Origin of the sequence: Pseudomonas granadensis (assembly GCF_900105485.1) — a bacterium.
Taxonomy (GTDB): Bacteria; Pseudomonadota; Gammaproteobacteria; order Pseudomonadales; family Pseudomonadaceae; genus Aquipseudomonas; species Aquipseudomonas granadensis.
This window is the reverse complement of sequence record NZ_LT629778.1, coordinates 1756560-1776455: the sequence shown is the minus strand read 5'-3', so window position 1 is coordinate 1776455 and position 19896 is coordinate 1756560. Positions and strand designations below refer to the sequence as shown.

Annotated in this window: 14 protein-coding genes and 1 tRNA gene; 4 read left to right on the top strand and 11 right to left on the bottom strand. The window is 60.3% G+C overall.

Annotated elements, in window-relative coordinates; genetic code table 11:
- Positions 1 to 63 precede the first annotated feature (63 nt).
- The gene (uvrB, locus tag BLU52_RS07765; protein ID WP_090282634.1) at positions 64 to 2079 is read right to left on the bottom strand and encodes an excinuclease ABC subunit UvrB; all 2016 of its coding nucleotides are present in this window, start codon (positions 2077 to 2079) and stop codon (positions 64 to 66) included.
- A gap of 338 nt (positions 2080 to 2417) precedes the next feature.
- Between uvrB and BLU52_RS07760 the strand changes: the two genes are divergently transcribed.
- Positions 2418 to 3614: an amino acid aminotransferase gene (locus BLU52_RS07760; RefSeq protein ID WP_090282633.1), complete on the top strand. Its 1197-nt coding sequence runs from the start codon at positions 2418 to 2420 to the stop codon at positions 3612 to 3614.
- Positions 3615 to 3838: 224 nt separating this feature from the next.
- The gene (locus tag BLU52_RS07755) at positions 3839 to 4039 is read left to right on the top strand and encodes a hypothetical protein (RefSeq protein WP_090282632.1); all 201 of its coding nucleotides are present in this window, start codon (positions 3839 to 3841) and stop codon (positions 4037 to 4039) included.
- Here BLU52_RS07755 and BLU52_RS07750 read toward each other — a convergent pair.
- Complete coding sequence (locus BLU52_RS07750) at positions 4036 to 4266, bottom strand: hypothetical protein (protein WP_090282631.1); 231 nt, start codon at positions 4264 to 4266, stop codon at positions 4036 to 4038. The genes BLU52_RS07755 and BLU52_RS07750 overlap by 4 nt on opposite strands.
- A gap of 219 nt (positions 4267 to 4485) precedes the next feature.
- Here BLU52_RS07750 and BLU52_RS07745 point away from each other — a divergent pair.
- A tRNA-Asn gene (locus BLU52_RS07745) sits at positions 4486 to 4561 on the top strand.
- Between the two features lie 119 nt (positions 4562 to 4680).
- On the opposite strand, the gene BLU52_RS07740 is transcribed toward BLU52_RS07745, so the two are convergent.
- Positions 4681 to 6204: a nucleobase:cation symporter-2 family protein gene (locus BLU52_RS07740; RefSeq protein WP_090282630.1), complete on the bottom strand. Its 1524-nt coding sequence runs from the start codon at positions 6202 to 6204 to the stop codon at positions 4681 to 4683.
- 327 nt (positions 6205 to 6531) lie between these two features.
- Between BLU52_RS07740 and BLU52_RS07735 the strand changes: the two genes are divergently transcribed.
- Positions 6532 to 6864 (top strand): BrnA antitoxin family protein, encoded by a 333-nt coding sequence (locus tag BLU52_RS07735; RefSeq protein WP_090282629.1) that lies wholly within the window; start codon positions 6532 to 6534, stop codon positions 6862 to 6864.
- Here BLU52_RS07735 and BLU52_RS07730 read toward each other — a convergent pair.
- From BLU52_RS07730 to mgtA, 8 genes are all read right to left on the bottom strand, one after another.
- Positions 6861 to 7694: an arylamine N-acetyltransferase family protein gene (locus BLU52_RS07730; protein WP_090282628.1), complete on the bottom strand. Its 834-nt coding sequence runs from the start codon at positions 7692 to 7694 to the stop codon at positions 6861 to 6863. The genes BLU52_RS07735 and BLU52_RS07730 overlap by 4 nt on opposite strands.
- A gap of 100 nt (positions 7695 to 7794) precedes the next feature.
- Positions 7795 to 8589, bottom strand: a complete 795-nt coding sequence (gene xth / locus BLU52_RS07725; protein WP_090282627.1) for an exodeoxyribonuclease III — start codon at positions 8587 to 8589, stop codon at positions 7795 to 7797.
- Between the two features lie 81 nt (positions 8590 to 8670).
- Entirely contained in the window at positions 8671 to 10113 is a 1443-nt protein-coding gene (locus BLU52_RS07720; protein WP_090282626.1) for a mechanosensitive ion channel family protein, read from the bottom strand.
- A 676-nt stretch (positions 10114 to 10789) separates the two neighbouring features.
- Entirely contained in the window at positions 10790 to 11656 is an 867-nt protein-coding gene (locus tag BLU52_RS07715) for a pirin family protein (RefSeq protein ID WP_090282625.1), read from the bottom strand.
- A gap of 175 nt (positions 11657 to 11831) precedes the next feature.
- Positions 11832 to 15050 carry a transporter substrate-binding domain-containing protein gene (locus tag BLU52_RS07710; protein WP_090282624.1) on the bottom strand — a complete coding sequence of 1073 codons (3219 nt, stop codon included), beginning with the start codon at positions 15048 to 15050 and terminating at the stop codon, positions 11832 to 11834.
- A gap of 10 nt (positions 15051 to 15060) precedes the next feature.
- Positions 15061 to 15696 (bottom strand): response regulator transcription factor, encoded by a 636-nt coding sequence (locus BLU52_RS07705; RefSeq protein WP_090282623.1) that lies wholly within the window; start codon positions 15694 to 15696, stop codon positions 15061 to 15063.
- A gap of 135 nt (positions 15697 to 15831) precedes the next feature.
- Complete coding sequence (locus tag BLU52_RS07700; RefSeq protein ID WP_090288463.1) at positions 15832 to 16272, bottom strand: chemotaxis protein CheY; 441 nt, start codon at positions 16270 to 16272, stop codon at positions 15832 to 15834.
- A 754-nt stretch (positions 16273 to 17026) separates the two neighbouring features.
- On the bottom strand, positions 17027 to 19726 hold the full coding sequence (gene mgtA, locus BLU52_RS07695; protein WP_090282622.1) for a magnesium-translocating P-type ATPase: 2700 nt from the start codon (positions 19724 to 19726) through the stop codon (positions 17027 to 17029).
- Between the last annotated feature and the right edge of the window lie 170 nt (positions 19727 to 19896).

The window sequence follows — 19896 nt, the reverse complement described above, 5'->3', positions numbered from 1 at the left end:
GCGGGCACGATTCCTGTGTGGGAGCTAGACTGCTAGCGATGAGGCCAGCGCAGCCCCTACAGATCAGACGGTCAAAAGACGCTCACGCAATTTGGCAATCTCGTCACGCATCTGCGCGGCGGCTTCAAACTCCAGATCGCGCGCCAACTGGTACATCTTCTCTTCCAGCGCACGGATGCGTTTGGTGATTTCGCTTGGCGAGCGCAGTTCGGCTTCGTACTTGGCGTTTTCTTCGGCAGCCTTGGCCATGCCTTTGCGCTTCTTGCTGCGCGAGCCCGGCACAGTGGCACCTTCCATGATGTCGGCGACGTCCTTGATCACGCCCTTCGGAGTGATACCGTGCTCAAGGTTGAAAGCGATCTGTTTCTCGCGGCGGCGTTCGGTTTCGCCAATCGCCCGTTCCATCGAACCGGTCATGCGATCGGCATACAGAATGGCCCGGCCATTGAGGTTACGTGCCGCGCGGCCGATGGTCTGGATCAGCGAACGCTCGGAACGCAGGAAACCTTCCTTGTCGGCATCGAGAATCGCCACCAGCGACACTTCCGGCATGTCCAGGCCTTCGCGCAACAGGTTGATGCCGACCAGCACGTCAAACACGCCAAGGCGCAAGTCGCGGATGATCTCCACGCGCTCGACGGTGTCGATGTCGGAGTGCAGATAGCGCACGCGCACGCCGTGGTCGGCGAGGTAATCGGTGAGGTCTTCGGCCATGCGCTTGGTCAGCGTCGTAACCAGTACGCGCTCTTCCACCGCTACGCGCTTGGTGATTTCCGAGAGCAGGTCATCGACCTGGGTCAGCGCCGGGCGCACTTCGACCTGCGGGTCGACCAGACCGGTCGGACGCACCACTTGCTCGACCACGCGCCCGGCGTGTTCGGCCTCGTAATTGCCCGGCGTCGCCGAGACGAAAATAGTCTGCGGGCTGACCCCTTCCCATTCGTCGAAACGCATCGGCCGATTATCCAGCGCCGAAGGCAGACGGAAGCCGTATTCGACCAGGGTTTCTTTACGCGAGCGGTCGCCCTTATACATCGCGCCGACCTGCGGCACGCTGACGTGGGACTCGTCGATGACCAGCAAGGCATCGGCCGGCAGGTAATCGTAAAGGGTTGGCGGCGCGGCACCGGCCGGACGCCCGGACAGGTAGCGCGAGTAGTTTTCGATGCCGTTGCAGTAACCCAGTTCGAGAATCATCTCCAGATCGAAGCGAGTGCGTTGCTCCAGACGCTGGGCTTCGACCAGTTTGTTGTTGCTGCGCAGGTACTCCAGACGTTCCTGCAATTCGACTTTGATGCCTTCGATGGCGTCGAGCAAGGTCTCGCGCGGCGTCACGTAGTGACTCTTCGGATAAAAAGTGAAACGCGGCATCTTGCGAATGACTTCGCCGGTCAGCGGGTCGAACGCGGAAATGCTCTCGACCTCGTCATCGAACAACTCGATACGGATCGCCTCCAGATCGGATTCCGCCGGGAAAATATCGATCACATCGCCACGCACACGGAACGTCGCTCGGGCAAAATCCATGTCGTTGCGGGTGTATTGCAGATCGGCCAGACGCCGTAGCAGCGCGCGCTGATCGAGTTTGTCGCCGCGATCGACGTGCAGCACCATCTTCAAATAGGTTTCCGGACTGCCCAGACCGTAGATGCACGACACCGTGGTGACGATGATCGCGTCCTTGCGCTCCAGCAACGCTTTGGTCGCGGACAGACGCATCTGCTCGATGTGGTCGTTGATCGACGCGTCCTTCTCGATGAAGGTGTCCGACGACGGCACGTAGGCTTCCGGCTGGTAATAGTCGTAATAAGAAACGAAATACTCGACGGCGTTGTTCGGGAAGAACGCCTTGAACTCGCCATACAACTGCGCGGCCAGGGTCTTGTTCGGCGCCAGTACCAGCGTCGGGCGCTGCACCTGGGCGATGACGTTGGCGATGCTGAAGGTCTTGCCCGAGCCGGTCACACCGAGCAGCGTCTGGTGCGCCAGCCCGGCCTCGATGCCTTCGACCATCTGGCGGATCGCTTCCGGCTGATCGCCGGCAGGCTCGAAGCGGGTGACTAGCTGGAATTCCGACATACACACCTCTGGAATCGCGGCGTTCCGAGTCAGACGGATTACCACGGGGACGACCGCAAACGACCGATGTCGCGCAAGAAAAAACCTGGATTGTCCGTAATGTGGTGGCGATTGCCTGACCTTTCAAGGCAAACGTCCTACATCCGGGTAAAGAGTCTGACAAAGACAATCGACTAACGGTCAAGAAATAATCGGAAAAACTTACCGGAAAAACCGATTCGCCTGTCGCCATTGCGCGCTGATGGCCTCTATACTAGCTCCCCGTTTGTGCACCGCTCTAGTGCATCCGGCTGGAGCGCGACACGTCCCTCCATATCCCATTCAGAGCCGCCGCAATAATGAGCCTGTTCTCCGCTGTCGAAATGGCACCCCGCGATCCAATCCTGGGCCTCAACGAAGCATTCAACGCCGATACCCGGACCACCAAGGTCAACCTGGGCGTGGGTGTCTACTGCAACGAAGAGGGGCGAATTCCACTGCTGCGCGCGGTGATCGAAGCCGAGTCGATTCGCGTCGCGCAACACGCTTCGCGCGGTTACCTGCCGATCGATGGCATCGCCGCCTACGACCAGGCCGTGCAAAAGCTGCTGTTCGGTAACGACTCGCCGCTGATCAGTGCTGGCCGCGTCATCACCACTCAGGCCGTCGGCGGTACCGGCGCACTGAAAATCGGCGCTGACTTCCTCAAGCAATTGCTGCCGAACGCCGTTGTGGCAATCAGCGATCCAAGCTGGGAAAACCACCGCGCGCTGTTCGAAACCGCCGGTTTCCCGGTGCAGAACTACCGCTACTACGACGCCGCCACGCACGACGTGAACCGTGCCGGCATGCTCGAAGACCTCAACGCCCTGCCGAACGGTTCGATCGTTGTCCTGCACGCTTGCTGCCACAACCCGACCGGCGTCGACCTGAGCCCGGCGGACTGGAACAACGTACTGCAAGCGGTCAAAGCCAAAGGCCACGTGCCGTTCCTCGACATGGCGTACCAGGGTTTTGGCGACGGCATCGACGAAGACGCCGCTGCGGTGCGCCTGTTCGCCGAGTCCGGCCTGACCTTCTTCGTTTCCAGCTCGTTCTCCAAGTCGTTCTCGCTGTACGGCGAGCGCGTTGGCGCGCTGTCGATCATCAGCGAATCGAAGGAAGAAAGCGCGCGCGTGCTGTCGCAAGTCAAACGCGTGATCCGCACCAACTACTCCAACCCGCCAACCCATGGCGCGAGCATCGTCGCCGCCGTGCTGAACAGCCCTGAACTGCGTGCGCAGTGGGAAGCCGAACTGGCGGAAATGCGTCTGCGTATTCGCGGCATGCGCACGCAAATGGTCGATCTGCTGGCAGAGAAAGCGCCGGGCCGTGATTTCAGCTTCGTCGGCCGTCAGCGCGGCATGTTCTCCTACTCGGGCCTGACCACTGAACAGGTTCATCGCCTGCGCAACGAGTTCGGCATCTACGCTCTGGACACCGGTCGCATCTGCGTGGCGGCGTTGAACCAGCGCAACATCAAGGCTGTGACGGATGCGATTGTTCAGGTCATCTGATCACGCAGCTTGATGAAAAACGGGAAGCCTTCAAGGCTTCCCGTTTTTATTTGTCTCTGACAACGCCCCGTAACCTCTAGACTGCACACAATTCCAACTGCAGGAGTGAGCCTGCTCGCGATAGCGGTGTGTCAGTCATACCTGTTCAGGCTGAAAAAACGCTATCGCGAGCAGGCTCACTCCTACAGGGTTTTGTGTACATTCGAGAATTTTGTGAGAAGCCCATGAAAAACGACAACCTGCGCGCCGACCGTGACGATCTGGATGATTTCATCCCGCGCGCCTCGGCCAAACGCGAAAAGAGCCTGGTGCTGCAAGTCGCCACCGGGGTATTCCTCGGTGGCCTGGCCCTGTGGCTGGTGCAACTGGCGGCAACGGCGGCCTATGCCAAGCTGATGCTGGGCACGATTACCTTCGGTAGTTAAGCCAGTTCATCCGAGCGCTGAGCGGCGGCATCGTCGTAAATTACATACAGCGATTCGGCCACTTGGCTCTTGATGGTCTTGCTGCTTTCAAGCCCGAGGACGAACCCTTCGGCCTTGCCGCCGGCGCGGTTCAGTTCTTCGGCAGTGCTGGCCCCGGCGATTGCATCGAAGAGTTTTTCCGCGTGCGGGCCGATCCCTTTTGGCAGGCTGATTTGTGCAGTGCTCATGCGAGCACCTCGATATTGCGAGTGATTTGAGGCATGGCGCGTACCTTTGCGGCTGATGGCCGGCAGCGCGTGTGACCACTTCCGGGCGGTCATGGTAGACCTTGGGGGCTTTTCTGGTAACCGCCAATCGCTGACAAATCACCGTCCGTCCCGAAGATTCCTGCAATTTTGCATCAGGCGCTTGACTAGTCTTTTTAAATCAGTAACATACGCACCAATTCCGCAATAGCTCAGTTGGTAGAGCAAATGACTGTTAATCATTGGGTCCCTGGTTCGAGTCCAGGTTGTGGAGCCAAATAGCAAAGCCCCTGAATCGAAAGATTCAGGGGCTTTTTTGTGGGCGCTCGAAAAGCCCCAATGAAAAGGGCCGATCTGTCCAGGACAGATCGGCCCTTTTCTATTCAGTCGCCGCCGTCAAACGTGTTCGCTGCTCTTGATCTGCACTTTCGCTGCACCGTGCCCAGGGTCGTGTTCATCAGGCTCGATCACCGGCACTTCCTTGCCATCGCAATCGTGCAGCTTGCCATCGCTGAAGTAGTCACCTTCACGCAGCGCGGCCAGATCGCGGTAGCGCAAGGTGCGCTCCTCCGCTGCGGCAAACACCGATTGCTGATCCGAGTTACCGGCAGTGAAGTGGTTGAACGCCAGGTTGAGCAGGATCGCCATGATCGCCGACGAACTGATACCCGAATGGAAAATCGTCGCGAACCAGCTCGGGAACTGGTCGTAGAAACTCGGCGCGGCAATCGGGATCATGCCGAAACCGATCGAGGTGGCGACGATGATCAGGTTGACGTTGTTGCGGTAATCCACCTTGGACAAGGTGCGAATGCCACTGGCGGCCACCGTACCGAATAACACGATACCGGCCCCACCGAGCACCGAAGTCGGCACCGCGGCAATGACCCGGCCCATGAACGGCAGCAGGCCGAGGATCACCAGAAACAGACCGCCCGTGGCCACCACGTAACGGCTCTTGATGCCGGTCACCGCCACCAGACCGACGTTCTGCGCAAAGGCGCTCTGGGTGAACGAACCGAAGATCGGTGCAAACATGCTCGACAGCATGTCCGCGCGCAAGCCATTGCCCAGGCGCTTGGAATCGACCTTGGTGCCGATGATCTCACCGACCGCCAGAATGTCCGCCGAGGTTTCCACCAGCGTCACCATGACCACGATGCACATCGACAGAATGGCGGCGAAGTGGAAGGTCGGCATGCCGAAGTGAAACGGCGTCGGGAAGCCGAACATCGGCCCGGTGGTGACGCTGGAGAAATCCGCCATGCCGAGGAACACCGCCAGCACCGTGCCGATCACCATGGCCAACAGGATCGACAGGCGCGAAATGGTCGCACTGCCCACCTTGCTCAGCAGCAACACGAGTACCAGCGTGACCGCCGCCAGACCGATGTTCTGCATGCTGCCGAAGTCCGGCGCATGACTGTTGCCGCCCATCGCCCAGCGCGCGGCCACTGGCATCAGCGTCAGGCCGATGGTGGTGATCACGATGCCCGTGACCAGCGGTGGAAAGAATTTGGTAATGCGCGAGAACACCGGGGTAATCAACAGCCCTATCAAGGACGCCGCAATCACCGCGCCGAGCACCGACTGGAAGCCGCCCTCCCCGCCACTGCTGACGATCGCGACCATGGTCGCCACGCCGGAAAACGACACGCCCTGCACCAGCGGCAACTGACAGCCAAAAAACGGCAGACCCAGGGTTTGCAGCAGCGTCGCCAGCCCCCCCGCAAACAATGAAGCAGCAATCAACAAACCGATGTCCGCCGGCGACAGGCCGGCCGCCTGGCCGATGATCAGTGGCACCGCAACGATACCGCCGTACATGGTCAGCACATGTTGCAGGCCGTAAGCCATATTCGCGCCGACCCCGAGATTTTCGTCCTCGGGCCGTGGGTGTGAAACATGGGGCGTTTTCATGGTGGGGGGTTCCCTGGTTTTTGTTATGCGCACACTGTATTCAATACCCGTGACAAATGTCCATAGAGTTGTATACAACTTGTCAGTCACATAATGGTTAGTTAGCCACCCAACCTTCTAGCCTGCGGCTTCCGCCCTCACAAATCCGGTAACAAATCCCCGACAGCGTCCGTGCCCATCACCACCAGGCTGAAGTGTTCATGGCGACCGGCGGTGCGATCGCGCTCCTTTTTATACATATAAAGTATGCATGATGTCGTTTGAATCATTTCTGCACGCCTCGCCACACCAAGCGAGCGACGTGCCTGTTTTAAGGAGGCTTGAACCCTGCGAGACGAATATGACTTTTCCCCGGGCAAACGCGGCGCAGTGGCGCCCAACAAAGGCAAGACCCGCATCACCATCATGCTGGATGACGCGGTAATCGAAGCGGCGCGTACGGCTGCGGAACATGAGGGGTTCGGCTATCAGACGGTCATCAACAACACGCTGCGCCAAGCCTTGCTCGACACCGCCCGCCAGCAACAGCCGGATGATTCAGGCCTGAGCGGGCAATTCAGAAAAGGCATTACGGCCAGTGATTTGAAGAGTCTGGAAAGGAAGCTTTCAGCCGCGATCGGCGAAATCCGTCGCGTGCTCGAACCGGACGTCAAACATTAGGCTGCGACAGGCATCATCACCCGCACCAGTGCCTGGCGAATGCGCGGCAAATTACTCACATCAAGGCCAAACTCGCGTTGCAGCACGTCAATTAACTCGTCAACCTCGGTCACCTCGCGCCGCTCACTCTCCGCGCCCATGTGATGGATAGCGAAGCTGCCGTTGTTCAGCGTCTTGCGCCAGCCATCGCCAGTACGGGCAACCATCAGCCGCTGAGTGAACGGTGATTCCGGATGCGTCGAGACGTACCAGTTGCCGACGGTGTAATCGATGTCCTCCTGACGTTGCAGGTCGAACAGGTACATGGGCCGCCACTCGCCGGCCACGTTGGCACGGAGCATGTAGCCACCGGCCTGGTGTTCGAGGCGATAGGGTTCGTGCGGGGTCGCTTGTTCGGTTTCGGTGTCGAGCAGTAAAGGTGCGGTGGGGACCATGCCGCCGAAGCCGACGTCCGTGATGTAGCGCTCGCCGTCGATTGTCACCAGGCTCAAACGATGGGTACGTGCCGTCCAGCTGCCTTCGGGCTGATTCATCACCACGCGCCCGCTGATTGCCCGTGCGTCAAAGCCCAGCTCCAGCAACAGCGCGAAGAACAGATGATTGAGTTCGTAGCAATAACCGCCGCGACCACCTAGCAGGATTTTCTGTTCAATGGACGGCAGATCGATCAGCACTGGCGCGCCGGCGATAGTCGCCAGATTCTCGAAGGGAAACACGCCGGTATGACGCCACTGTAATTGGCGCAGCGTTTCCAGCGTCGCGGGCGGCGCTGAATCGAACCCCAGGCGTTGCAGGTACAGTTTCAGATGGTTCAGGCGTGGCGCGCTCATTGCTCGATCCTTATGCAGGGAGGTCGCAGATCACTGCGTTGCTGCTCGCCATGTATACGGATCGCGCGCACTTTTCGACAATTGATTTCGCCAATCGCCATCAGCGCTTCTTGCGCGAGCCAATACGGATCCACGTGGGCGCATGGTCGCTGGCATGCGGCTCGTTACGCACCCAGGCGTCTACCCCGGCATCATGCAGATACGGACTCAGCGCCGGGTTGAGCAGCAGATGATCGATGCGCAGGCCGGAGTTGGTCTGCCAGTGCTGGCGAAAGTAGTCCCAGAACGTATAAATGCGTTCCTCGGGATACAGATGACGCAGCGAATCGGTCCAGCCTTGATCGAGCAGCCGTTGGTAGCACTCGCGACTCTCGGGTTGCAGCAAGGCATCCTTGAGCCATGAGCGGGTGTTGTAGATGTCCATGTCGGTGGGCACGACGTTGTAGTCGCCGGCCAGCACCACCGGATGATCGCCGCTTTGCAGGTCTTTGGCGTAGGTGATCAGCCGTTCGAACCACGCCAGTTTGTAATCGAATTTTGGCCCCGGTTGCGGGTTGCCGTTGGGCAGATACAGGCAGCCGACCAGCACGCCGTGCACCGCCGCTTCGATGTAGCGGCTGTGGGTGTCATCGGGGTCGCCCGGCAGCCCGCGCCGACTCTCCAGCGGTTGCGCATCGCGCGCCAGAATCGCCACGCCGTTCCACGATGCCTGGCCCTGCCAGATCGCGCCGTAACCGGCCGCTTCCAGCTCGGCGGCGGGAAAGGCGCTGTCCACCGATTTGAGCTCTTGCAGGCAAACGATGTCCGGTTGCTCGCGCTTGAGCCATTCCAGCAGATTCGGCAGCCGCGCACGCATGCCGTTGACGTTGAAGGTGGCGATCCGCAGGTTTTTCATCGTCTGCAACTCCGGCCAGTGGGTATGCCAATAGTGACCCCGGGAGCGCCGCGCAGGTTGCATTCGATAACAGCGGTGACCTCAGGCGCGATTGCGCAGCCATTGCAGAAAGCCGCGTTTTGGCGCAACCGCGGGGACTTCCTCGGTCAGCGCTTGCGCCTTGTGCAGGCGGAAATCGAGCAAGGCCTGCATTGCGTCGTGGATGTCGTGACGGGCATCCAGACAAGGTTTCAGATAGGACTTTTCAATGCGGTACAAGGCGCAGAACGTCTTCGCCGAGAAGTCCGCCGGCAGCGCGGTGTCAGACAGGATACCCGCTTCGCCGATCACCTCGCCGGGGCCCATGCGTCCGGATTCGAACGTCGCGCCGTGGCGCTTCAATGTCACCGAGACCACGCCGGACTCGATGATGAACAAATGATCGCTGACCTCCCCGCCCGCCAGAATGATCTCGCCGGCGCGGAAGGTTTGCAGGCTCATGTTCTGGCTGAAGGTGTCCTTCTCTTCCTCGCGCAGGGTCGAGAAGATCGGCGAACTGTCGAGCAACGCCCGCGGGCGCGACAAGTGCGGCGCGATGCTGGTTTCATTGCTCGACAGCAGATTGACTCCGGACGCCTGCAAATGCCGATACGCCAGATCGAACAGCTGATTGCGCACCACACGCTTCTCGCCCATCGACGCGACAAACCCGCTGATTTCATACTCCGCGCCAGCGCTGGCTGAGTTTTTCAGTGCCACGCTCGGTGCCGGCGTGTCGAGCAATTGCCGACAACCCTGCATCGCCCGCTCCAGCGCCTCGATCACCGCACTGGGTCGCGCATGCGGGCTGACCTGCACGCTGACCGCGACGCCGAACATATTGCTTGGCCGGCTGAAATTGATGATCTTGGCTTTGGCCGCCAACGAGTTGGGAATCACCGCCATGCTGCCCTGGCTGGTTTGCAGACGCGTGGCGCGCCAATCGATATCGGTCACCCGGCCCTCGGTGCCGTCAATGGAAATCCAGTCATCCAGCTGATAAGGCTTGGTGGTGTTAAGGACAATCCCCGAGAACACGTCGCTGAGCGTGCTCTGCAACGCCAGACCGACAATGATCGCCAATGCACCAGAAGTCGCCAGCACGCCTTTGACCGGCAGATCGAGCACATAGGCCAGTGCCGCAATGATCGCGACCAGAAAAATCACCGCCCCGAGCAGATCCTGCAACAGCCGCCCGGTATGCCCGACCCGCTGCATCATCACCGCACCGATCAACACCGTCAGCGTTCGTGCGCCAAACAGCCACCAACCGATCTGCAACCCGGTCGCCGCCAGATGCAACGGCACATTCTCCGCCCACGGCGCCGGCTCCATCGGATTGAGCCCTTCGTTGAACAGCAACACACTGAACAACGCAAAAATCACCACCCGCACCAACAGCTTCCACTCACTGCCACGGGAACTGATCAACCGCCACAGACCAAGATCGAGCAGGATCAGGATAAACGCGCTAAACAGCGGATGTTCGGTCAGCAGAGACAGCATCAAACAACTCCGACAAAGGCCAATCGCGAGAAGATCGCACAGATTGGCACAGTGTAGGAGCAAATGATTTCGGCGCTGTTTTGATCTTGGTTCAGCGGTGATGTCGGGAGGTTGAGTGATGCTTGAAGTCAGCTGAAAATCAAAAGCCCCTCACCCTAGCCCTCTCCCGGAGGGAGAGGGGACTGACCGGGTTGGATGCGAAAGATCTGCCGACGTGAAATACCGAGTCGAATGCAAAACTTCGAAGCCAACCAAAATCGGCTCCCTCTCCCTCGGGAGAGGGCTGGGGTGAGGGGCAGCCACACCACAAATCAAAAGCCAAACACCGCTTCTAACCACTCAACAATGAGCGTTAGCTCGAGTGCCCTTGATCTTGATCTTGCCTAACCGGCGACATCGGAAGGCTGAGCGCAGGGATTGATCCGGGCGTGGGAGCGCAGCGACCGTCTGGCGCAGCCAGGCACAGCGGAAGGAGGTGCAGCGAAGCAAACCGTAGCCGCTGCGCCCGGATCAGTCCCGGAGCGAAGGGACCCGAGCCTGCGAGGGCCGAACGCAGGAGCAAGCGTTTTGGGTTACCTTTTTGGCGTTTGAAAAAGGTGACCCGCCGTAAGGGCGGAACCCTAAGCAGCCGTTACCGCAGCAACGGATATGTACACAGGCTCGCTCCCATAGCGGTTCAACCCTGCATCCGCCCAAACCGCCCCGACTGAAAATCCACAAACGCCTGATGAATCTCCGCCTCCGAATTCATCACAAACGGACCATGCCCGACAATCGGCTCATCAATCGGCTCGCCGCTGAGCAACAACACCACCGCGTCCTCATGCGCCTCAAGCGACACCGCCCGCCCCGCGCGCTCGAACAGCACCAACTGCCCGACAGACGCCGACTCCCCACCATTAACCCGCACCGAGCCCTTCAACACCACCAACGCGGTATTGCGACCCTCATGCAAATCAAGCGTCAGCAACCGGCCAGCGTTCAGCCGCAAATCCCACACATCAATCGGCGTAAATGTGCGTGACGGGCCTTTATGCCCCTCGAACTCACCCGCAATCAAACGCAGGCTGCCAGCGTTGTCCTTGAGCGCGATGCGCGGAATGTCACTGTCGAGAATGGTCTGATACCCCGGCGCAGCCATCTTGTCCCTGGCCGGCAAGTTGACCCACAACTGCACCATCTCCAGTTTGCCGCCGGTTCTGGCGAAATTTTCCGAGTGAAACTCTTCATGCAGAATCCCCGACGCAGCCGTCATCCACTGCACATCGCCGGGGCCGATCAGCCCGCCACTGCCGGTCGAATCGCGGTGCTGCACTTCGCCGTCGTAAACAATCGTCACAGTCTCGAAACCGCGATGCGGATGCTGGCCCACACCGCGTTGTTCCGTGGTCGGCGTGAATTCGGCCGGGCCGGCATGATCGAGCAGCAGGAACGGGCTGATGTGTTTGCCCAGATTGTCGTAGGAAAACAGCGTGCGCACCGGAAACCCATCGCCGACCCAATGGCCGCGCGGGCTGGTATAGATACCGATAAGGTTCTTCATGGGGGTCTCCAATATGGATAAAAGCATTGGATTAATCCTAACCGCCTGACCAATATCGGACTAGAGGTCGAAAACCGGCTTCAGCGTTCCATCAGGGGAACAGTGACCTGCCTACAGAATCTGCGGTGCTGCGATCGCCAGCAGGCTGGCTCCCACAAAAACCGAAACGCCGCTATCAGGTCAGCAGGCGTTGCGCGAGGCTGTCCATGGCCTCGCGCAACGCCTCGATTGCTGTGTTGGACAGCGGCGTTTGCCCGTCAGCGCAAGCCAGTTCCAGGTCGACACAGGCCGCCACCACCCGCGCCGCGCCGACCATCTGCGCGCCACCCTTGATGTGATGCGCCAGATCGCGCAACCCGGCGCGGTCGCGGTCATCCTGCAACACCGCCAGAAGTTGCCGGTCCAGACGCAAGCTGTTCAGCACTTCCTCACGCAGGCGTTCGATCAGGCCGTGATCATCGCCGGCCATTTGCTCCAGCGTACTCAAATCGACTTCTACCAGCGCAGCCGTTGCAACGTGATCCGCGGGCATCTCGAAGTGGCTGGCGGCGGCCAATGCCTGCGCCAGATCATGCAAGCGAATAGGCTTGAACAGGCAGTCATCCATGCCGGCAGCCAGACAGCGAGCACGTTCCTCAGCCTGTGCATTGGCGGTGAAACCCAGCAGCAAACACGGTGTACGTTCGGCCAGCGGCTCTTGCTCACGGATCGCCTGCGCGAGCTGATAGCCGTTGCGCCGCGGCATGTTGCAGTCGGTAATGACCACATCGAACGCCTGCGTCCGCCAGCGCTGCAGGGCGTCGTCGCCGTTGTCGGTGTCGACCGTCCGATGGCCGAGTTCACTCAGTTGCCAGCACAACAGCAAACGGTTGACCGGGTGATCATCGACCACCAGCACATTCAGCGAACGCGCCGCCGTGACAATCGCGACGGGAACCGACGGGGCTTGCGCAAGCGCCGCCAGCAGCGACAACTCGAGATTGACCTCTACCTGCGTGCCTGTACCCGGCACGCTGTCCAGTCGCAGTGTGCCGCCCATCATCTCGCACAGGTTGCGGCTGATCACCAGGCCCAGCCCGGAGCCGCTGCGCGCCGATTGCGCGTGATTGCTCGCCTGCACGAACGGGCTGAACAACCGTTGACGATCCGCATGACTGATCCCCACGCCACTGTCTTCGATCAGCACCTTCACTGCCAAGCGCTCGGCCGGCGCAGCGCCGACCACCAGATGCAAGCTGACCTGGCCCTCGTCAGTGAACTTGATGGCATTGCTCAGCAGGTTCGACAGCACCTGCTTGAAACGTGTCGGGTCAATCAGCACGTCGACGTTACTCCGGGTATCGAGTTGCAAATGCCAGAGCAAGTGCTTCTGCCGCGCCAGCCCCTCGAACACCCGACACACCGAGAGCACCAGTTCACGCAGGTTGGCACGTTCGGGCGCGAGGGACAGATGCCCGGTCTCGATCCGTGCGATATCGAGGATATCGCCGATCAGCGCCAGTAACTGTTGCCCGGCGTTGGACGCCACCTGTATCGCCAGACGATCGGTAACGCCCTCCTCCGCGCGTTTCAAGGCCAGCTCGAGCATGCCAATCAAGGCGTTCATCGGCGTGCGGATTTCATGGCTCATGGTCGCCAGAAATGTGGACTTGGCGCGATTGGCATCGTCGGCTGCATCCTTGGCGTCCTGCAATTGCTGCAGCCACTGTTGGCGGCGGCGCAACTGACGGCGTTGCCAGACGATCCAGCCCAGCGCCAGCGCCAGCAGCAGCGCCGCCGCCGCAAAGCCGAGGAGAATTTCGTGGCGATGACGCAGCCAGTAACTGTCATCGACCACCACCTCGTGGCTCCAGCGCTCGACCAGTTCGTCCATCTGCTGCGGGGCGATGCTCAACAGTGCCTTGTTCAAGATCGAATGCAGCGCCGCCATGTGCGGCGCAGTGGCCAAGGCGATACGCGCCGGTTGATCGCCGACTGTGCCGGTAATGCGCAGCCGTTCGCGGTAATGGCGGGCAATCAGAAAACGCGCCACCACCAACGAACTTACCGTGACGTCGACCTGACCCTTGAGAATCATCGCCATGCCGTCGGCCGGGCTCGCGGTTTCGACCAGACGCAAGCGCGGCACGCGGGCCAACAGATAACTGCGCAACGGATGACCGCGGTAGATTGCCAGCCGCTTGCCCGCCAGTTCGTCCAGCGGGAGCGGCCCCTGCCAGGTGCTTGCGCTGACCAGCACGAACGGATTGTTCAGGTAGGCGCGGGTGAATTGCAGCTCGGTTTCGCGCTCGCTGCTCGGCGTTACCACCGGCAGCAGGTCCAGTTCGCCGGCCTTGAGCTGTTCGATCTGCCGGTCCAGCGAAGTTCCGCGCACGATCTCGAAGTTGAGCCCGCTGCGTTGGCTGATCAGGCTCAGCAACTGCGCCGACAACCCGCTGAGACGGCCATCGGCATCGAAAAACGTCAGCGGCGCGAAATCTTCGATGGCGCCGACGCGCACCACCGGGTGCTGGTCCAGCCATTGCTGCTCGCTGGCGCTGAGCTGCACCTGCGATTGCTCCGCCATTTCCGCCAGACCGGCGCTCCAACGCTGTTCGATGCGTTGCCGGCGCTCCATGGGTATGGCCGCCAACGCCACATCGACGATGCGCTTGAGGCGCGCATCACTGCGCAGCAGGGCGAAGCCGAACGCATTGGCGTCCAGGCCCGACGGGCCGGCCAGTTGCAGGTCGTTGCGATAGTTGGTGTTGATCAGGTAGTTGGCACTGATGACATCACCGAGGTACACGTCGTCCGCGCCGAATGCCACCGCACCGAGTGCGTCCATCGCCGACGGGTAACGCTGCACCTGAGCCTGCGGATAAAAGCCTTGCACGGTCGCCAGCGGCAAATAGTCCTCGACCATCGCCAGGCGTTTGCCGGCAAGATCGGTCGGCAATTGCTCGTCGAGGCGAGTGACCAGCATCGGTTGATCTTCGGCGTACGGCCGGGACAACACAAAGGCCGGATCGGCGATTTCGAAGCTGTTGGAGGTGCCGAGCAGATCGAGCTCGCCACGCTTGAGCGCGGCCATTACCGCCTCCCGGTCGGCAAACCGGCGCACCTCGATGCGGATCCCGAGCAACTGCGCCAGCAGATCAGCGTAATCAGCGGTCAAACCTTCGAGTTCATGCTGGTTGCGGGTCAGTTCGAATGGCGGGTAATCCGGCCCGGAAATGCCCATGCGCAACAGCGGGTGCTGACGCAGCCATTGCCGGTCCTGGGCGTCGAGGCGCAACTGGACATTTTCCAGGCCGGTACGGGTCAGCACTTCCAGCACCTGCGGTGGTTCACTCGCCGCGCATAGCGCGGTCAGGCTCAGCCACAGCCCGACGATCCAGCCTCCCTGGCGCATGGTCGCGTGCTCAGATGACGTGATTGCGCTTGGCGAAATCGCGCAAGTGCACCGCTGAATTGACCCCGAGTTTTTTCATCAATCGGGTCTTGTACGTGCTGACGGTCTTGTGGCTCAGGTGCATGTCCTCGGCAATAGACTTGTTGGACTTGCCCTGCCCCAATTGTTCGAGAATGCTCAGTTCACGGTTGGAAAGCTGATCGATCATTTCCTTCTCGGTGGTTTGCACCGCATTCAGCACGCTGGCGGTATCCGACAACGCGGAAAAATAGGTGTAACCGGACATCAGTGCCTGAATGGCTTTGTGCAACTGCTGCAGTTGATTGGTCTTGGTCACGTAGGCCATTGCCCCGGCCCTCAGGCAGCGCTGCTGGTAAAACAACGGATCGTGAGTACTGAATACCAGCACGCGGCAATTCAGATCATTGGCCTTGATCCGTGCCAGCACTTCCAGTCCGCCGAGCGCCGGCAGGTTGATGTCGAGGATGACCAGTCGCGGCTGGTGTTCACGAATCAGCGCCAGCACCTCGTTGCCCTGAGAAGCCTCGTAAATCAGTTTGAATCCTTCAGCTTGCAATACGATCCGGATGGCAGCGCGCACCACCGGATGATCGTCGACGATCAGCGCTGACATCTCGGGCTTCATGGCCACTCCCAGTGCAAAGCCGGACGAACAGCCCACCGGTGCGGGCGGATCCGGACTCGGTGGCTGCGCCGGGACTGTTACACGGAACGACGGGCAAATCACCTGTCAGGTCTGACAGTTGTGCACGTTGATTCTTTATGCATGGGTTGCCCTGCGCACCGTCGCAAGCGGCTGCCGGGCCAACGTCTCGCACCGGATGGCCGGCGTCTCGACCATTGCCATCAACTGTTTGATCGCCGGCAGTCCGGGCAACGCCAGCGGGCTGATTTGCACATTGTCCTGAGCGAAACCTGCAGCGCACTGCAATGGCGCCGTGCGCTCGTTATAGATCAATGCCTGCCGCACCTGTGGGTTATCGAGGAAAAACCCCGGCAGGTCGAGCCGACCCGCCAGATCGGCATTGATGATCACCGCATCGAACGGCTCGCAACCGTAGTCGACCAGCGTCAACAGCTCGGCGAGGCTTTGCACCGGCGCCACGCGGTAATAATCGAGGCTGTTGAACAGGCGCTCGATTTTCATCCGGTGAAAATGCTGGGTATCGGCGATCAGGATTCGCAGGGCTTTGTTGATCATGGTCATTCTCCCTCCAGGGCTTCTGGGTGGGGCAAGGCTACGCAATTGCGTGTACCGGGCTCTGTAGGACTTTTCCTAAAAAATTGATCATTCGTCCGAGGCCGTCCGGGCGCGGCGCTGTTGCAGCCCAGTGCCGGGGTGCTGCTGATGGCGGCGCGGCAACGCGTTACCTCGGGCGGGCCTGAAATCAAAAGCCACGTCAAAAGCCCCTCACCCTAGCCCTCTCCCGGAGGGAGAGGGGACTGATCGTGGGGGATGTGGGAGATATGCTGAACTGGGATATCGAGTTGAACTCAAGTTCTGAAGCCCCCACAAATCGGCTCCCTCTCCCTCGGGAGAGGGCTGGGCGGGCGGCGTTCCGATGAGGGGCAAATCCACCGAAAATCTCAAGCCAAGCGCCGCTTCTAACCACTCAACAATGAGCGTTAGCTCGAGTGCCCTTGATCTTGATCTTGCGTCACCGGCGACATCGGAAGGCTGAGCGCAGGGATTGATCCGGGCGTGGGAGCGCAGCGACCGTCTGGCGTAGCCAGACACAGCGGACGTAGGTGCAGCGCAGCAAACCGTAGCCGCTGCGCCCGGATCGATCCCGCAGCGAAGGAACCCGAGCCTGCGAGGGCCGTACGCAGGAGCAAGCGTTTTGGGTTACCTTTTTGGCGTTTGAAAAAGGTGACCCGCCGTAAGGGCGGAACCCTAAGTAGCCGTGACCGCAGCACCGGATATGTACCCAAAAAACCAACACAGCACAGACCAATCATTGCCAGCCAAACCGCCGAACATAAAAGCCCTTCACCGCCTGAGTCAGCCCCATATACGCCAGCAGAATCACCGGCAAAAACACAAAATACAGCGACGGCAATGCCTGCAACTTGAAGTAATGCGCCAACGGCCCCATCGGCAGAAAAATCCCGACCGCCATGATAATCCCGGTCATTACCAACAGCGGCATCGCAGCACGGCTTTGCAGAAACGGAATCTTCGGCGTGCGAATCATGTGCACGATCAACGTCTGGGTCAGCAACCCGACCACAAACCAGCCAGACTGGAACAGCGTCTGGTGATCCGGCGTATTGGCATCGAACACGTACCACATCAAGGCAAACGTGGTGATGTCGAAAATCGAACTGATCGGGCCAAAAAACAGCATGAAACGCCCAACATCGCCCGGCTGCCAGCGCTGCGGTTGTTTCAGCATGTCCTCGTCGACGTTATCGAACGGAATGGCAATCTGCGAAATGTCGTAAAGCAGGTTCTGCACCAGCAGGTGCATCGGTAGTATCGGCAGAAACGGAATGAACGCACTGGCCACCAGCACCGAGAACACGTTGCCGAAATTGGAGCTGGCGGTCATCTTGATGTACTTGAGCATGTTGGCGAAGGTGCGCCGGCCTTCGAGCACGCCCTCCTCCAGCACCATCAGGCTTTTTTCCAGAAGAATGATGTCGGCCGCTTCCTTGGCGATGTCCACCGCGCTGTCGACGGAAATCCCGATATCGGCAGTACGCAGCGCTGGCGCATCGTTGATGCCGTCGCCCATGAAGCCGACCACATGGCCGTTGCCTTTGAGGATGCGCACGATGCGTTCCTTGTGCGACGGCGTCAGTCTGGCGAAGACGTTGGTCTGCTCGACGGCCACGGCCAGTTCGGCATCGCTCATGCGCTCGATATCGTTGCCCATCAGCAAGCCTTGCTGAGCGAGGCCGACTTCGCGGCAGATCTTCGCGGTCACCAGCTCGTTGTCGCCGGTCAACACTTTCACCGCCACGCCATGTGCGGCCAGAGCCTTGAGCGCCGGCGCCGTGCTTTCCTTCGGTGGATCGAGGAACGCCACGTAACCGATCAGCGTCAGGTCCTGTTCGTCGGCAAGGCTGTAGACATCGCGACCCACTGGCATCGAGCGAGCCGCCACCGCCACCACGCGCAAGCCTTCAGCATTGAACGCCGCAGTGACCTGACGAATCCGGCTCAGCAGTTCATCGCTCAAGGCTTCATCAACCTCGCCATGACGTACCCGGCTGCACACCGCCAGCACCTCCTCCACCGCGCCTTTGCAAATCAATTGATGCGCCTGCCCACGGCCCTCGACCACCACCGACATGCGCCGGCGATTGAAGTCGAACGGGATCTCATCGACCTTGCGAAACGCCGTGCCGACTTTCAGCTGACGATGGATTTCCACGTGTTCCAGCACCGCCACATCGAGCAGGTTTTTCAGACCGGTCTGGTAGTAGCTGTTGAGATAGGCCATTTCCAGCACGTCGTCGGAGTCTTCGCCCCAGACGTCGACATTGCGCGCGAGAAAGATCCTGTCCTGGGTCAGGGTGCCGGTCTTGTCGGTGCACAGCACGTCCATGGCGCCGAAGTTCTGGATCGCGTCGAGGCGCTTGACGATGACTTTCTTGCGCGACAGAAACACCGCGCCTTTGGCCAGGGTCGAGGTGACGATCATCGGCAGCATTTCCGGGGTCAGGCCGACCGCAATCGACAGCGCGAACAGCAGCGCTTCGGTCCAGTCGCCCTTGGTGAAACCGTTGATGAACAACACCAGCGGCGCCATGACGAACATGAAACGGATCAACAGCCAGCTGACCTTGTTGACCCCTTGCTGGAACGAGGTCACCGCCCGATCAGTCGCCCCGACCCGCTGCGCCAGCGCGCCGAAACAGGTGTGATTGCCGGTGGTGAGGATCACCGCCACGGCAGTGCCGGACACGACGTTGGTGCCCATGAACAGAATGTTGTCCAGCTCCAGCGGATTGCGCGTATCGCGATCGGCCTGGCGCGGAAATTTCTCCACCGGCATCGATTCACCGGTCATCGCCGCCTGGCTGACGAACAGATCCTTGGCGCTGAGCACCCGGCAATCGGCGGGAATCATGTCGCCAGCGGAGAGCACGATCAGATCGCCCGGCACCAGTTGCCTGATCGGCAATTCGCTGCGCGGCGCATCACGGCGCAGTACCGTGGCGGTGTTGCTGACCATGGCTTTGAGTGCATCGGCGGCCTGGTTGGATTTGCTTTCCTGCCAGAAGCGCAGCAGCGTCGACAGCACCACCATGGAGAAAATCACCACGGCGGCCTTCAAGTCTTCGGTCAGCCACGAGATCACCGCCAGCAAGGTCAGCAGCAGGTTGAACGGATTTTTGTAGCAGAGCCACAGGTGCGTCCACCCTGACAGCGGTTGCTCGTGCTCGACTTCGTTGAAGCCGTGTTGCGCGCGCAGTGCGTCGACGTCGACATCGCGCAGGCCTTCGCAATGGCTGCCGAGCGATGACAACAATTCGCTGCTGTCGCAATGCGCGGCAGCGACCAGCGTATTGGCCAGGGTTAGCGGGACTTCGCGGCTGACCGTGCTGTCGTTAAGCGATTCCAGCAGCGCCAGACGACGGAAGTGCCGGGCGATGTGGCGGTTGCGCAGGAAGCCTGCGAAAAATTCCTTGAGCGTAAGTTTCATGGCTGTTGCCCCTGTGGTCAGCCGGGAAACCGTCAAGCAGGTACGAGCGCACCGCTGCCGCCGGAAAAACCGGCACGGCAAGGCGTGGCGCGCCGGTCAAAAAGACAGGCGTGTCGATAGGGCTGCGATCACGACTATGAAGTCGTCATCACGCTCTGTTCAGCGTTGAT

What these genes read in the sequence shown, in the direction of transcription:
- BLU52_RS07720 (WP_090282626.1), bottom strand. Translation starts at nt 10,113, where the DNA reads ATGCTGTCTCTGCTGACCGAACATCCGCTGTTTAGCGCGTTTATCCTG.
- BLU52_RS07740 (WP_090282630.1), bottom strand. Translation starts at nt 6,204, where the DNA reads ATGAAAACGCCCCATGTTTCACACCCACGGCCCGAGGACGAAAATCTC.
- uvrB (WP_090282634.1), bottom strand. Translation starts at nt 2,079, where the DNA reads ATGTCGGAATTCCAGCTAGTCACCCGCTTCGAGCCTGCCGGCGATCAG.
- mgtA (WP_090282622.1), bottom strand. Translation starts at nt 19,726, where the DNA reads ATGAAACTTACGCTCAAGGAATTTTTCGCAGGCTTCCTGCGCAACCGC.
- BLU52_RS07705 (WP_090282623.1), bottom strand. Translation starts at nt 15,696, where the DNA reads ATGAAGCCCGAGATGTCAGCGCTGATCGTCGACGATCATCCGGTGGTG.
- BLU52_RS07715 (WP_090282625.1), bottom strand. Translation starts at nt 11,656, where the DNA reads ATGAAGAACCTTATCGGTATCTATACCAGCCCGCGCGGCCATTGGGTC.
- BLU52_RS07710 (WP_090282624.1), bottom strand. Translation starts at nt 15,050, where the DNA reads ATGCGCCAGGGAGGCTGGATCGTCGGGCTGTGGCTGAGCCTGACCGCG.
- BLU52_RS07730 (WP_090282628.1), bottom strand. Translation starts at nt 7,694, where the DNA reads ATGAGCGCGCCACGCCTGAACCATCTGAAACTGTACCTGCAACGCCTG.
- BLU52_RS07755 (WP_090282632.1), top strand. Translation starts at nt 3,839, where the DNA reads ATGAAAAACGACAACCTGCGCGCCGACCGTGACGATCTGGATGATTTC.
- xth (WP_090282627.1), bottom strand. Translation starts at nt 8,589, where the DNA reads ATGAAAAACCTGCGGATCGCCACCTTCAACGTCAACGGCATGCGTGCG.
- BLU52_RS07750 (WP_090282631.1), bottom strand. Translation starts at nt 4,266, where the DNA reads ATGAGCACTGCACAAATCAGCCTGCCAAAAGGGATCGGCCCGCACGCG.
- BLU52_RS07700 (WP_090288463.1), bottom strand. Translation starts at nt 16,272, where the DNA reads ATGATCAACAAAGCCCTGCGAATCCTGATCGCCGATACCCAGCATTTT.
- BLU52_RS07760 (WP_090282633.1), top strand. Translation starts at nt 2,418, where the DNA reads ATGAGCCTGTTCTCCGCTGTCGAAATGGCACCCCGCGATCCAATCCTG.